The organism is Geodermatophilus sabuli, assembly GCF_010686765.1.
GTDB lineage: Bacteria > Actinomycetota > Actinomycetes > Mycobacteriales > Geodermatophilaceae > Geodermatophilus > Geodermatophilus sabuli_A.
Map to the genome: position 1 here is coordinate 128,939 of NZ_JAAGWF010000009.1, position 14,063 is coordinate 143,001.

Below are 14,063 nucleotides of genomic sequence, written 5' to 3' on the forward strand. Positions count from 1 at the left end.
GCGGCACGTCCAGCGCCGGCACCGACTCGAGGGACGGCGGCAGGTCGGCGTCGACGTACCCCCCGGGTGGAGGCGTCGCCAGGCGGTGCCCCGCAGCGCTCCCTCGGTCAGCAGGCCGTCGGCGAGCGCGTCGCCCTCCCGGGACACGCACCCGCGGAGCGCTGGCGGGCGGTGGGGGCTCGGCACCGCGACAGCTCGCCCGGGCGGCGCCGCCGTCCGCGGGTGCCGTCCACAGGGACAGCGACTCCGGGGAAGGCGTTCCCGCGCGGACGCGCGGAGGCCCCACTTCCCCGGAGTCGCGCCGTCCGGCAGAACGGCCGGCACACGTCAGTGGCCCCCTCGGAGGTGCCGAGGGGGCCACTGGCGTGCGGTGGTCACCGGACGGTGACCGGGAGGGGGTGCTCCGTCAGGCCATCGCCTTCTGCAGGTTGGTGTCGATCGCGGCCAGGAAGTCCTGGGTGGTGAGCCACGGCTGGTCGCGGGAGATCAGCAGCGCGAGGTCCTTGGTCATCTGGCCGCCCTCGACGGTGTCGATGCAGACCTGCTCCAGGGTCTCGGCGAAGCGGGTCACCTCGGGGGTGCCGTCCAGCTTGCCGCGGTGCGCCAGCCCCCGCGTCCAGGCGAAGATCGACGCGATCGGGTTGGTCGACGTCTCCTTGCCCTGCTGGTGCTGGCGGTAGTGGCGGGTGACCGTGCCGTGGGCGGCCTCGGCCTCGACGGTGCGGCCGTCCGGGCTCATCAGCACCGAGGTCATCAGGCCCAGTGACCCGAAGCCCTGCGCGACCGTGTCGGACTGCACGTCACCGTCGTAGTTCTTGCAGGCCCAGACGTAGCCGCCCTCCCACTTGAGGGAGGCCGCGACCATGTCGTCGATCAGCCGGTGCTCGTAGGTGATGCCGGCTTCCTCGAACTTCGCGGCGAACTCCGCCTGGAAGGTCTCCTCGAACAGGTCCTTGAACCGCCCGTCGTAGGCCTTGAGGATCGTGTTCTTGGTGGACAGGTAGAGCGGGTAGCCGCGCTGCAGCGAGTAGTTCATCGAGGCGCGGGCGAAGTCGCGGATCGACTCGTCCAGGTTGTACATCGCCATGGCGACGCCGCCACCGGGCGACTGGAACACCTCGTGCTCGATCGGCGCGGAGCCGTCCTTCGGCGTGAAGGTGAGGGTCAGCGTGCCCTCGCCCGGGAACCGGAAGTCGGTGGCGCGGTACTGGTCGCCGAAGGCGTGGCGGCCGACGACGATCGGCTTGGTCCAGCCCGGCACCAGCCGCGGCACGTTCGACATGATGATCGGCTCGCGGAAGATCACGCCGCCGAGGATGTTGCGGATGGTGCCGTTCGGGGACCGGTACATCCGCTGGAGGCCGAACTCCTCGACCCGCGCCTCGTCCGGGGTGATCGTCGCGCACTTGACGCCGACGCCGTGCCGCTGGATGGCGTTGGCGGCGTCGACCGTGATCTGGTCGTCGGTCTCGTCGCGCTTCTCGATCCCGAGGTCGTAGTACTCGAGCTCCACGTCGAGGTACGGGAGGATCAGCTGGTCCTTGATGAACTGCCAGATGATCCGGGTCATCTCGTCGCCGTCGAGTTCCACGACGGTGCCCTCGACCTTGATCTTGCTCACGTGCTCTCCTCGCTAGCGCTCGTCGACCGCGTTCGCGGCTGCTGTGCCTCCCGGTGCGCGACCGAGCTCGCGCGCACCAGGTGGTCTGTCCCTACGTCTCCGGGCGTCGTGCTCAGAGGTCGGCCACGTCGGCCTGCTTGGCGCGGACGGCCTCGGCCGCCTCGCGCAGCCCCGCCTGCTCGCTCTCGGTCAGGTCACCCTCGACCACCCGGCGGATGCCCTCGCGCCCGATCTCGGCCTCGACCCCCAGGTAGACCCCGGAGATGCCGTACTCGCCGTCCACCCAGGCGCAGACCGGCATGACGGTGCCGGAGTCCTCCATGACCGCGCGGGCCATGCGGGCCGCCGCGGCCGACGGCGCGTAGTACGCCGAGCCGGTCTTCAGCAGCGCCACGACCTCGGCGCCGCCGTTGCGGGTCCGGTCGACCAGGTGCTCGATGCGATCGGCGGGCAGGACGTCGGCCAGCGGCTTGCCGTCGACGGTGCACCGCGAGGGCACCGGCACCATGGTGTCGCCGTGCGAGCCCAGCGTCAGGGTGCGCACCGAGCCGACCGGGACGCCGAGCTCCTCGGCGACGTTGTTGCTGAACCGCGCGGTGTCGAGCATGCCGGCCTGGCCCATGACGCGGTTCTTCGGGAAGCCGGTCGCCAGCTGGGCCAGCGCGGTCATCTCGTCGAGCGGGTTGGACACCACGATCACCACGGCGTCGGGCGAGGTGCTGGCGATGTTCTCGGCGACCTGACGGACGATCTTGGCGTTGGTCTCGATCAGGTCCATGCGGCTCATGCCCGGCTTCCGGGGCAGGCCCGCGGTGACCACGACGACGTCGGAGCCCTCGGTGCCCTCGTAGGACCCCCCGCCGACCCCGACGACCTTCGTCTCGAAGCCCTCGATCGGGCGGGACTGGTTCATGTCGAGGGCGATGCCCTCGGGCTTGCCCTCGACGATGTCGGTGAGCACGACGGTGTCGAAGATGTCGTACTCCGCGAGGCGGAGGGCGGTGGTCGAGCCGTAGAAACCGGCACCGACGACGGTGACCTTGCCGTTCCGGGGCTGCTCTGCCATGGCGGCCAACCTATCGCTGCCCGGAGAGAGCCGCCTGCGGGGGTCGGCGGGGCTCAACCGCCGGGGACGGACAGGGTGACCGCGGTGAGGGCGATCCCGACACCCGCCAGCAGCACGACGTCCACGGGCCGGCTGCGGACGGCGAGGAAGCCCACCCTGCGGACCGGGAGCAGGAGCCGCAGCAGCCCACCGGCCACCAGGGCCAGCCCGATGACGACCAGGCCCCGCCGCCAGTGCTCGACGGCGACCATCAGCAGACCCACGGCCACCGCCACCAGCACCACCAGCAGCGGGAGCTGCCGGATCAGGCCGGCCAGGAACGGCCGGCGGGTGTACAGCGGCGGGCGGGTCATCAGGGGGTGGTGATGCCCGCCGCCTGCTCCGCGGCCAGGACGACGTTCTGCAGCAGCATCGCGCGCGTCATGGGCCCCACGCCGCCCGGGTTGGGCGCGAAGAACCCGGCCACCTCGGCGACGTCCAGGGCGACGTCCCCGGCGATCTTGCCGTCGACCCGGCTCACGCCCACGTCCAGGACGGCGACGCCCGGCTTCACGACGTCCTTGGTGACCAGGCCGGGCACCCCGGCGGCGGCCACGATGACGTCCGCCGTCCGCAGGTGCGACTCCAGGTCGCGCGTGCCCGTGTGGCAGAGGGTCACCGTGGCGTTCTCGCTGCGGCGGGTGAGGATCAGGCCCAGCGGCCGGCCGACGGTGATGCCGCGGCCGACGACGACCACCTCGGCGCCCTTGATGGGCACGTCGAAGCGGCGGAGCAGCTCGACGATGCCGACCGGCGTGCACGGCAGCGGCCCGGGGACGTTGAGCACGAGGCGGCCGAGGTTGACCGGGTGCAGCCCGTCGGCGTCCTTGCTCGGGTCCATCCGCTCGAGGACGACGGTCTCGTCGATCCCCTTGGGCAGTGGCAGCTGGACGATGTAGCCGGTGCAGGTCGGGTCGGCGTTGAGCTCGTCGACCACCTCGAGGACGTCGTCCAGGGTGGCGGTCGCCGGCAGCTCCTTCTGGATGCTGGCGATGCCGACCTGCGCGCAGTCGGAGTGCTTGGCGTTGACGTACCACCGGCTGCCGGGGTCGTCGCCGACCAGGAGCGTCCCGAGTCCCGGCCGGTGGCCGGCCTCGGTGAGCGCGGCGACCCGTTCGGTCAGCTCGGCACGGATGGCTGCAGCGGTGGACTTGCCGTCCAGGATCGTCGCGGGCACGGCAGACAGTGTGCCCGAGCGGGTCCGGGAAGGCAGAGGGCGGCTCTAGGCTGCCGCCAGCGGGCGCCTTCCCCGCCTGCCGACCGCGAGGAGAGCAGATGAGCGAGCGCGACCAGTCCCACCCCGGGACGCCGGGCACGCCGGGCAGTCAGGGCGAGGACTGGCGGGAGCAGACGACACCGGGCATCCAGCCCGTGGGGGCGCAGCCGGCCGGCACCGGGTACGGCGGCGCCACCACCGGCGGGTACGGCGGGACCACCGCCGGCGGGTACGGCACCGACTCCGGGTACGGCTCGGGGACCGGGCAGGGCGGAGCCCCGCCCGGGCAGTCCGATGCCTCCTCCGGCTGGCCGGGGGCCGGTCGGGCCACGGCGCCGGAGTACTCGACCCGGCCGGTCACGGTCCGGCGCGCCGACACCCTCGCCAGCCTGCTGCTGATCCTCGCCGGGATCGCCGCGGCGGTGAGCCTGCTGCTGCGCTGGCTGCCCGGCAGCGACCTCACCGGGTGGGACCTGGTGCGCCGCGGCTTCGACGACCTGGAGCAGGGTCTCGGCGAGCTGGTGGACACCGGGTTCTGGCAGCCGATGGCCGTCATCCTGGGCGGCGGTGTGCTGTTCGTCCTCGGCCTGCTCGTCGTGCTGCCGGCCAAGACCCACCGGCTCCTCGGGGTCCTGGCCCTGCTGGTCAGCCTCCTGGCGGCCGCCGGGGTGCTGGTGCCCCTGGCCGACACCGGCTGGGACCTCTCCGCCGTCGACACCGGCTTCTGGTTCGCCGTCGCCGTCCCCACGCTGGGCCTGCTCGGCGCGCTCAAGGCGCTGCTCACCGGGCCCAAGCGGAGGTGACGGGCGGGTCCAGGGGCCTGCCGGAGGGCCGCCAGGTGGTCAGTCGGCGACGAGGACGCCGTGGGCACGGGCGAACTGCACGGCCTGGACGAGGTCGAGGCGGACGCCGGAGGGGTCGAACCCGCGCCAGTTGACCCCGTCGGTCGACGCCCCGCGCAGGTCGGCGCCGCGGAGCAGGGTGGTCTGCAGCCGGGCGTTGTCGAGGTCGGCGCCGGTGAGGTCGCACTCGCGCAGGTCGGCGTCGGTGAGGTCGGCCTCGCGGAACCGCTGACCGGACAGGTCCGACCCTGAGAGGTCGACGCCGCGCAGGGAGGTCCAGCTCCAGTCGCAGTCGGTCGAGGTCATCGGCCGTACCTGGGCCCCGGGGAAGTGCGATCCGGTGAGCTTGCAGCCGTCCCACACGACGTCGAAGAGCCTGGCACGGTCGAACCGGCAGGACAGGAACGCCGAGCCGCTGTGCCGTGACCCGGCCATCTGGACGCCGGTCAGCACGCAGGAGTCGAACACGCACCGCCGGGTGACCAGCTCGGTCAGGTGCGCGTCGTCGAACCGGCAGCGGGTGAAGGTCACGCCCTCGAGTTCGACCCAGTCCCAGTCGACCCGCGCGAAGTCCTGCCCCTCGACGTCCGCCCCGTCCGCCGGCGGGCGGACCTGTGGTCGGGTGTTGCGCACCCACGCAGGCTACGGCGGCCCCGTGCAGGGACCCGCGCCGAGCGTGCGCGGGCGGGGGACGAGGGGGTCCTCTCTCAGTGGGCGAAGTGCCGGGTGCCGGTCAGGTACATCGGCACCCCGGCGGCCGCCGCCGCCGCGACGACCTCGTCGTCGCGGACCGACCCGCCCGGCTGGACGACGGCGCGGATGCCGGCGTCCAGGAGCACCTGCAGCCCGTCGGCGAAGGGGAAGAAGGCGTCCGATGCGGCGACCGCCCCGGTGGCCCGCTCCCCCGCGCGGCTGACCGCGAGCCGGGCGGCGTCCACCCGGTTGACCTGCCCCATGCCGACGCCGACGGTCGCCTTGTCGTGCGCGAGCAGGATCGCGTTGCTGCGCACCGCCCGGACGCTGCGCCAGGCGAAGACCAGGTCGTCGAGGCCGGCCGCGTCCAGCGGGTCGCCGGTGACGAGGGTCCAGGTCGTGGGGTCGTCGCCGGGGGCGTCGACCCGGTCGGCCGTCTGCAGCAGCAGGCCGCCGCCGATCGGGCGCAGCTCGGTCGCGGGCCGCTCCGCGCCGGCCAGTCGCAGCAGCCGCACGTTCTTCTTGGCGGCGAGGACGGCCAGCGCGTCGTCGGTGAACGAGGGGGCGGCGACGACCTCGGTGAAGATCTCGGCCACCTGCTCGGCCATCGTGAGGTCGACCTCGCGGTTGGCGGCGATGACCCCGCCGAAGGCGGAGACCGGGTCGCAGGCGTGCGCCTTGCGGTGCGCCTGGGCGATGTCGGTGCCGACCGCGATCCCGCACGGGTTGGCGTGCTTGATGATCGCCACGCAGGGATCGGTGTGGTCGTGCGCGGCCCGCCAGGCGGCGTCGGTGTCGACGTAGTTGTTGTAGGACATCTCCTTGCCGTGCAGCTGCTCGGCGTGGGCGAGTCCGCGACCGCCGCCCCCGCCGCGGTAGAGCGCGGCCTGCTGGTGCGGGTTCTCGCCGTAGCGGAGCACGTCCGCCCGCTCCCATCCGGCCCCCACCCAGGCCGGGAACACCGTGTCGGTCTGCGGCGCCAGGACGCTGCCCATCCAGGAGGCGACCGCGATGTCGTAGGACGCCGTGTGGCGGAACGCCGCGGCGGCCAGCTGCTGGCGCTCGGCGAGGGTGAACCCACCGGCGCCCGCAGCGGCGAGGACGTCGCCGTAGCGCGCCGGGTCGACGACGACGGCCACCGACGGGTGGTTCTTCGCGGCGGCCCGCACCATGGCCGGCCCACCGATGTCGATCTGCTCGACGCACTCGTCGGGCGTCGCCCCGGAGGCCACCGTCTCGGTGAACGGGTACAGGTTGACCACGACCAGGTCGAAGGCGGCGATGCCGAGCTCCTCCAGCTGGCGGACGTGGTCGGGCTTGCGCCGGTCGGCGAGGATCCCGGCGTGCACCGCGGGGTGCAGCGTCTTGACCCGGCCGTCGAGGCACTCCGGGAAGCCGGTGACCTGCTCGACCGGGGTGACCGGGACGCCGGCCTCGGCGATCCGGCGGGCGGTCGCGCCGGTGCTCACCAGCTCGACCCCGGCGTCGGCCAGCCCGCGGGCCAGCTCCTCGATCCCGGCCTTGTCGTAGACGCCCAGCAGGGCGCGGCGGATCGGCGTGCGGTCACTCATCGGGGTTCTCCTCGCTGGTGACGAGTCGCGCCACCGTCTCCACCAGGAGCTGACGCTCCACTGTCTTGATCCTCTCGTGCAGCGCGGCCTCGTCGTCCCCCGGCCGCACCGGTACCTCCTGCTGGGCCAGCACCGGTCCGGTGTCCACGCCGGCGTCGACGACGTGCACGGTGCTGCCGGTGACCGGGACGCCGGCCGCGAGGGCGTCCCGCACGGCGTGCGCACCGGGGAAGGCGGGCAGCAGCGCGGGATGGGTGTTGACGATCCGGCCCGGGAACGCGGCCAGGACGGCGGGGCCGAGGACCTTCATGAACCCGGCCGAGACGACGAGGTCGGGCCGGTGCCCGGCGATGGCCGCGGCCAGGGCGCGGTCCCAGGCGGCGCGATCGGCGTGGTCGCCGAGAGGGCAGCTGAACGTGGCGATGCCGCGGCTGCGGGCCTGCTCGAGCCCCGCGGCGTCCCGGTCGCTGCCGACGGCCACCACCGCGGCGGGGTAGCCCGGCTCGTCGGCGGCTGCCAGCAGCGCTGCGCACAGCGACCCGGCGCCCGACAGCAGGACGACGACCCGCGCCCGCTGCGCTGGCTCGGGTGCGGGCACGTCGGCGACCCTATAAGGGCCCCCGGCAACACCCCATCCCGCCCACCGCTCGCAGGCCCGCGGCGGGACGGCGACGCCTCGCGGGCTGGGCGCGCGCCTCTCGCCGGGCCGCTCAGGAGCCCGAGCGCCAGCGAGCCACCGCGGCGCCCACGGCCCCGGCGATCCCGGCCTGGGCGGCGACCGCCAGACCCGTGGCGAGCGGCGGTGCCCCCACGACCGACAGGGCGCCGTCGCCCAGGGAGCCCCCGGCGACCCAGGCGAGCACCCCGCAGGCGACACCGAGCAGCACGCCGGCCAGCACACCCCACAGTCCGGCGACCACCGACCCGCCGTCGTCGGGACCCAGCCGGCGGCCCAGGGTCGCGCCGGCCACGAGCCCGGCCAGCGCCGGGACGGCCTGGGACACGAACGCCAGCAGCGGCACCGCCTGGGTGTCCGGCAGGGCCGCCAGCAACGGCAGGGCAGGCACCGCGCCGAGCGTGACGCCGTGCACCGAGACCAGCGTGCCGGTGCCGACCACGAAGCCCGGGCCGGCGGCCAGCCCGATCGCCGCGACCGCCGCGTTGGGCAGCAGCAGGGCGCCGAGGGTCAGCAGCCCGACCGCCCCGGCGGCCGCACCGCCGAGCCGGCCGGAGAGCGCCGCGTAACCGGTGGTGTCCGACACCAGCGCCACCGCGACCATCGCCGAGCCGAGGGCGAGTGCGGCCAGCAGTCCGGCCGGCACCGCGACCAACAGCGGCCGCACCGGGGGCGGCAGCCGGTCCAGCCCGTCGTCGAGGAGGCCGGACTCCCGGACGGTGCCCCAGCCCGCCGCGACGACGGCCAGCACCGCGCTGCCCGCCGCGCACCGCAGCAGGTCCACCGCCGCACCGGGCGCGTCGACCGCCAGGGCCAGCAGCACCGTGAGCAGGACGTGGGTACCGGCCAGCGCGGCCAGGACGGCGCCGGCAGCGGGCCATCCCCCGACGTCGCAGGCACGGACCACTCCCCGGCCGGCGCTGGTCAGCCCCCAGGCGAGGACCGCGGTGAGCAGCAGCGGCGCCAGGACCAGCGGACCGGACCCGAGGACCAGCCCGCCCCCCTGGGCCAGCAGCCACAACTGGCCGGCGAGCCGCGCCGAGCCGCCGACGGGCAGGCCACCGGCCGGGTCGAGCGTCTGCACCACGACCACGGCCAGCAACAACCCGAGCAGGCCGGTCACCGAGACCGCGGCGGCGGCCGCCGCGGCGAGGACGGGCGGGTGCCACGGCCCCCGACTGCCCGCCTCCCGCCGGCCCGGCAGGCTCAGACGCGCGAGCAGGGAGACCACACCCCCACTGTCCCAAGGCCGGGCCGGGAACGCCGGGACACGCGCCCGAGTCCCGTGGACAAAGTCTGCGGACGCCGGCGCCCGGCCGCCGCCGGCTCAGCGGTCGCCGGTGTGCTTCCCGAGGTCCGGACCCTGACCGGAGGCGCTGGAACCGCCCGAACGGCCGGGCTCGGAGCCGGGCTGCCCGGGGCCGGGCGGCGGCGCGTACTGCTGCGGCTGCCCCTGCGGAGGCTGCGGATGGCCGGGGACCTGCTGGCCGTAGGGCGGCTGCTGACCGTGCGACGGCTGGCCGTGCGACGGCTGCTGGCCGTAGGGCGGCTGCTGACCGTAGGGCGGCTGACCGTAGGGCGGCTGACCGTAGGGCGGCTGACCGTAGGGCGGCTGACCGTAGGACGGCTGACCGTAGGGCTGACCCGGCGTCTGCCCGCCCGGACCGCCCTGGCCGCCGAACTGCGGTGCCTGCTGGTTGGCCCACTGGGCCGCGGAGCCCAGACCACCGGACAGGGCCGGCCGGTTGCGCAGCTGGGGCAGGAGGGTGAGGACGGCGAACGCGAGCGCCGCGGCGGAGGCGAGGAAGGTCAGCAGGGCGAAGATGCTGAACCCCGCCTCGAACGTGCTGATCCACTCGACGAGCGTCAGCAGGAACGCCAGGGCGGTGAGCCCGACGGTGACGAAGCCGCGCGGGAACGGCACCCGCAGGTCGTAGGCGGCCGGCAGCAGCGCCCACACCGTCGCGAGGACCAGCAGGAAGAACGAGGTCGTGATGAGACCGAGGTCGAAGCCGTTGATCGACTCGGAGAAGCCGAAACCGAAGTCGAAGGTGAACCAGGGCAGGATGGCGAAGACCAGGTACGCGACGGTGCTGCCCGCGACGACGTAGTCCCCCAGCGACAGCCGCTTGAGGTCGAAGCCGGAGGCTCCTGAGCCGGGCGGCCGGCCGTAGGGGTGCTGTCCCCCGGGCTGACCGAAGGGCTGCTGCTGCGGCTGCCCGTAGCCCGGTGGGTACTGCTGGCCGAACGGGGGCTGGCCCGGCCCGTGGGGCGGCTGCCCCTGGCCGAACGGGGGCTGACCCGGCCCGTGCGGCGGTTGCCCCGGACCGGGCTGCCCGTACGGCGGCTGTCCGTGGGACGGCGGCGCCTGACCCGGCTGCCCCGGGGACGACGGCCCCGGCTGCCCGAGCGGCGGCTGGCCCTGACCCGGCTGCTGGCCGTACCCCGGCTGCCCGTACCCGCCGGGCGGCTGCGGCGGCTGACTGGTCATCGCGGGGTCTCCTCGGGGGTCACGGGTCGGTGCGCGCATCGTGGCAGCGGGCCTGACGCCGGCAAGCGCGCCGGGCCCACTGTCCCTCGTCCGTGACGGTATCGAGTCCCGGGGACGCGACTGCCCGGTCACCCCAGACGGGTGACCGGGCAGCAGCGCACGAGCCGAGACGGGCACGGTCAGGCCCGCGTGCAGGGTCCCGCCGCGAGCCTGCGAGCCGAGACGGGCACGGTCAGGCCCCCGTGCAGGGTCCCGCCGCGAGCCTGCGAGCCGAGACGGGCACGGTCAGGCCCCCGTGCAGGGTCCCGCCGCGAGCCTGCGAGCGGTGGGGGGCACGGGGGTCCTCTTTCAGGCGCCGACGATCTCGCGCATCAGGCGGGCCGTCTCCGACGGGGTCTTGCCGACCCGGACGCCAGCAGCCTCGAGGGCCTCCTGCTTCGCCTGGGCGGTGCCCGACGAGCCCGAGACGATCGCGCCGGCGTGGCCCATCGTCTTGCCCTCGGGCGCGGTGAACCCGGCCACGTACCCGACGACGGGCTTGGTGACGTTGGCCTTGATGAAGTCCGCGGCCCGCTCCTCGGCGTCGCCACCGATCTCGCCGATCATCACAATGGCCTCGGTCTCCGGGTCGTCCTGGAAGGCCTGCAGGCAGTCGATGTGCGTCGTCCCGATGACCGGGTCACCGCCGATGCCGACGGCGGTGGAGAACCCGATGTCCCGGAGCTCGTACATCATCTGGTACGTCAGCGTGCCGGACTTGCTGACCAGCCCGATCGAGCCCTGCTTGGTGATGTTGGCCGGGATGATGCCGGCGTTGGAGCGGCCGGGGCTGATCAGGCCGGGGCAGTTGGGGCCGATGATCCGCGTGGAGCCGCCCTGGGCGTGCGCCCAGGCGTAGGTCGAGTCGTGCACCGGGATGCCCTCGGTGATGACGACGGCGAGCGGGATCTGGGCGTCGACGGCCTCGATGACGGCGTTCTTGGCGCCGGCCGGCGGCACGAAGATGACGGTGACGTCCGCGCCGGTCTCCTTCATCGCCTCCGCCACGCCGCCGAAGACCGGCACGCTCGCGCCGTCGAAGTCGACGCTCTGGCCGGCCTTCTTCGGGTTCACGCCACCGACGATCGCCGTCCCCGAGGCCAGCATGCGCTGGGTGTGCTTGCGTCCCTCGGAGCCGGTCATGCCCTGGACGATGACCTTGCTGTTCTCGTTGAGGAAGATCGACATTCTGGTGTCCTGTCTGGGAGGACCTCGTCCTCCTCACCCCTCGCGACCTCGGGGCGAGCCTCTGGACGAGGCCGGGAGTCGGTTAGGAGGAGGCGAGCTCGGCGGCGCGGCGGGCGGCGCCGTCCATGGTGTCCACCACGGTCACCAGCGGGTGGTTCGCCTCGGCCAGGATGCGCCGGCCCTCCTCCACGTTGTTGCCGTCCAGCCGGACGACCAGCGGCTTGGTGGCCTCGTCGCCGAGGATGCCGAGCGCGTGCACGATGCCGTTGGCGACGGCGTCGCAGGCGGTGATCCCGCCGAAGACGTTGACGAACACGCTCTTCACGGCCGGGTCGGACAGGATGATGTGCAGCCCGTTGGCCATGACGTCGGCCGAGGCGCCACCGCCGATGTCGAGGAAGTTGGCCGGCTTGACGCCGCCGAACTCCTCCCCGGCGTACGCGACGACGTCCAGGGTGCTCATCACCAGGCCGGCACCGTTGCCGATGATCCCGACCTCGCCTTCGAGCTTGACGTAGTTGAGGTCCTTCTCCTTGGCCGCGGCCTCCAGCGGGTCGGCCGAGGCGGCGTCCTCGAGCGCGGCGTGCTCCGTGTGCCGGAAGCCGGCGTTCTCGTCGAGGGTCACCTTCGCGTCGAGCGCGAGCACGGTGCCGTCGGGCGCCTTGGCCAGCGGGTTGACCTCGACCAGGGTGGCGTCCTCCTTGGCGAAGACGTCCCAGAGCTGGACGGCGATGGCGATCACCTGGTCGCGGACCGCGGCGGGGAAGCCCGCCGCGTCGACGATCTCGGTGGCCTTCGCCGTGTCGACGCCGGTTGTGGCGTCGATCGGGATGCGGGCCAGCGCCTCGGGGCGCTCGACGGCGAGCTGCTCGATCTCCACGCCGCCCTCGACCGAGGCCATGGCCAGGAAGGTGCGGTTCGAGCGGTCGAGCAGGTAGGAGAAGTAGTACTCCTCGGCGATGTCACTGGCCTGCGCCACCATCACGCGGTGGGTGATGTGGCCCTTGATGTCCAGGCCGAGGATGTCCTGCGCGCGGTCCCGGGCGGCGTCGGCGTCGTCGGCGAGCTTGACCCCACCGGCCTTGCCGCGGCCACCGGTCTTCACCTGCGCCTTGACGACGACGGGGGCGGCGATCTCCCGTGCGATCGCCTCGGCCTGCTCGGGGGTCTCCGCGACGCCGCCGGGCAGCACGGGGACGCCGTGCGACGCCAGCAGGTCACGGGCCTGGTACTCGAAGAGATCCACGAACAGGCACCGTATCCCCCGTCCCAGCCGCACGCCGCACCGGTGGAGGGGGTCGTGCCCGGCATCACAGGGCGCTCCGTCACACCGCGGGGCGACCGTCCTGGCGACCGCCCAGGTCACGGGGGCGCACCGGTCCGCGCGGGGGTCAGGGGGTGGCCGCGGGGGCCCGGCGCAACCGCCAGGCCAGCACGGTCAGGAGCACGAATCCGAGACCGGCCAGCAGCAGTCCGCCGCCGGGCACCGTCCACTCCAGCTCCGACGAGGCGACGGCGTCGCGCAGCCCCGCCAGCCCGGCGGAGGAGACGACCACCGCGATGGCCAGCAACCCGCCGACCGCCGCCAGTCGCGGCCGCAGGGACGGCGCGAGCACCGAGCAGAGGACGACCGCGCCGGCCAGTAGCAGGCCGCCCAGCAGCGCCAGGCCGGGACGCTCGAGCAGCCCCTGGGGGCCGTCCTGCTCGACCACCGTCTGCAGCCCGGTGACCGGGTCGCTGACGACCCGGTCGGGGACGTCGGCGGCCGGCAGCACGAGGCACAGCACCGTGCCGACGCCCAGGAGCACCGCGGCACCGGCCAGCGCGGGCCGGACGGGGTCGAGCGCTCCGCGGTCCTCCATGACGGTGCGGCCCCACGCCGCGGCGGCGAGCGCTCCGGCCAGCACCGTGAGCGCGAGGGACACCACGCCGGCCACCCACCCCACGCCGATCTCGACGGAGCTGGTCAGGACCCGCTCCCCAGCGATCACCTCCACGCCGGGACGCACGGTCGACGTGCTGGCGCGGTAGATCTCGATGAGGAGCAGCCCGATCGACAGGGCACCGGCGACGGCCGCGTAGGCCAGCCCGAAGCGCGGCGCGCGGCCGGCTCCCAGGCCCGCGCCCACGGCGCCCGAGACGAGCGGCACCAGCGCCGCGGCGAGGACGCCGCCGAGCCCGCCGCCATGGGAGGTCTCCTGGCCGCCGACGACCAGGTAGGTGGGGAACACCGCGACCAGCCCGGCCAGCCCGGCGAGCACCAGCAGCAGCCCGGCCACCCGCACGGTGCCGGGCGCGTGGCCGAGGACCAGGCCGTCGTCCGGCGGACCCGCGGGCACGGCCGCGGCAGCGGACGGGCGCCGGGACGTCGTCCGGCGGGCCGCTGCGACCTGGTCCCGGGGCGCGCGGCCACCGGCCGCGCGCCCGGAGCGGGCGGCGTCTCGGTCGCGGGTGGAGCCATCGCGGGCGGCCACGGATCCCCCTTCGAGGAGTAGGTCACGAACCGGCGTCGATCGACACCCGGCCGGGTGTCGCTCGTGTGACGGGCGCCACACAGGGGCATTACCGTCGGGTCCACAGGGCAGCCACCAGGTGCTCCGCCGTCGGCGGGCCGTCGATCC

At 74.3% G+C, this 14,063-nt stretch carries 13 protein-coding genes; 1 reads left to right on the forward strand and 12 read right to left on the reverse strand.

Going from position 1 to position 14,063, the window contains the following annotated elements; genetic code table 11:
- Nucleotides 1–406: 406 nt before the first annotated feature.
- From GCU56_RS09270 to GCU56_RS09285, 4 genes are all read right to left on the reverse strand, one after another.
- A complete protein-coding gene (locus tag GCU56_RS09270; protein ID WP_163481438.1) occupies nucleotides 407–1,621 on the reverse strand; it encodes an NADP-dependent isocitrate dehydrogenase in 1,215 nt (404 codons plus the stop codon).
- Between the two features lie 112 nt (nucleotides 1,622–1,733).
- Nucleotides 1,734–2,687: a malate dehydrogenase gene (gene mdh / locus GCU56_RS09275; protein ID WP_163481440.1), complete on the reverse strand. Its 954-nt coding sequence runs from the start codon at nucleotides 2,685–2,687 to the stop codon at nucleotides 1,734–1,736.
- 53 nt (nucleotides 2,688–2,740) lie between these two features.
- Entirely contained in the window at nucleotides 2,741–3,040 is a 300-nt protein-coding gene (locus GCU56_RS09280; RefSeq protein ID WP_163481442.1) for a DUF3017 domain-containing protein, read from the reverse strand.
- Nucleotides 3,040–3,903: a bifunctional methylenetetrahydrofolate dehydrogenase/methenyltetrahydrofolate cyclohydrolase gene (locus GCU56_RS09285; RefSeq protein WP_163481444.1), complete on the reverse strand. Its 864-nt coding sequence runs from the start codon at nucleotides 3,901–3,903 to the stop codon at nucleotides 3,040–3,042. The genes GCU56_RS09280 and GCU56_RS09285 overlap by 1 nt, the downstream gene beginning before the upstream one ends.
- A gap of 98 nt (nucleotides 3,904–4,001) precedes the next feature.
- On the opposite strand from GCU56_RS09285, the gene GCU56_RS09290 reads away from it, so the two are divergent.
- The gene (locus GCU56_RS09290; RefSeq protein WP_163481446.1) at nucleotides 4,002–4,745 is read left to right on the forward strand and encodes a hypothetical protein; all 744 of its coding nucleotides are present in this window, start codon (nucleotides 4,002–4,004) and stop codon (nucleotides 4,743–4,745) included.
- Nucleotides 4,746–4,784: 39 nt separating this feature from the next.
- On the opposite strand, the gene GCU56_RS25125 is transcribed toward GCU56_RS09290, so the two are convergent.
- From GCU56_RS25125 to GCU56_RS09335, 8 genes are all read right to left on the reverse strand, one after another.
- A complete protein-coding gene (locus GCU56_RS25125; protein WP_163481447.1) occupies nucleotides 4,785–5,417 on the reverse strand; it encodes a pentapeptide repeat-containing protein in 633 nt (210 codons plus the stop codon).
- A 74-nt stretch (nucleotides 5,418–5,491) separates the two neighbouring features.
- A complete protein-coding gene (gene purH, locus GCU56_RS09300; protein WP_163481449.1) occupies nucleotides 5,492–7,048 on the reverse strand; it encodes a bifunctional phosphoribosylaminoimidazolecarboxamide formyltransferase/IMP cyclohydrolase in 1,557 nt (518 codons plus the stop codon).
- Entirely contained in the window at nucleotides 7,041–7,646 is a 606-nt protein-coding gene (purN, locus tag GCU56_RS09305; RefSeq protein WP_163481451.1) for a phosphoribosylglycinamide formyltransferase, read from the reverse strand. Before purN ends, purH begins: the two co-directional genes overlap by 8 nt.
- Before the next feature lie 112 nt (nucleotides 7,647–7,758).
- Nucleotides 7,759–8,955 carry a cell division protein PerM gene (locus tag GCU56_RS09310; protein ID WP_163481453.1) on the reverse strand — a complete coding sequence of 399 codons (1,197 nt, stop codon included), beginning with the start codon at nucleotides 8,953–8,955 and terminating at the stop codon, nucleotides 7,759–7,761.
- Between the two features lie 96 nt (nucleotides 8,956–9,051).
- Nucleotides 9,052–10,215 (reverse strand): hypothetical protein, encoded by a 1,164-nt coding sequence (locus tag GCU56_RS23420; protein WP_204331761.1) that lies wholly within the window; start codon nucleotides 10,213–10,215, stop codon nucleotides 9,052–9,054.
- Between the two features lie 348 nt (nucleotides 10,216–10,563).
- Nucleotides 10,564–11,442, reverse strand: a complete 879-nt coding sequence (sucD, locus tag GCU56_RS09325) for a succinate--CoA ligase subunit alpha (RefSeq protein ID WP_163481455.1) — start codon at nucleotides 11,440–11,442, stop codon at nucleotides 10,564–10,566.
- An 82-nt stretch (nucleotides 11,443–11,524) separates the two neighbouring features.
- Complete coding sequence (gene sucC, locus GCU56_RS09330; RefSeq protein WP_163481457.1) at nucleotides 11,525–12,688, reverse strand: ADP-forming succinate--CoA ligase subunit beta; 1,164 nt, start codon at nucleotides 12,686–12,688, stop codon at nucleotides 11,525–11,527.
- Between the two features lie 145 nt (nucleotides 12,689–12,833).
- Complete coding sequence (locus GCU56_RS09335) at nucleotides 12,834–13,781, reverse strand: hypothetical protein (protein WP_345771745.1); 948 nt, start codon at nucleotides 13,779–13,781, stop codon at nucleotides 12,834–12,836.
- Nucleotides 13,782–14,063: the final 282 nt, after the last annotated feature.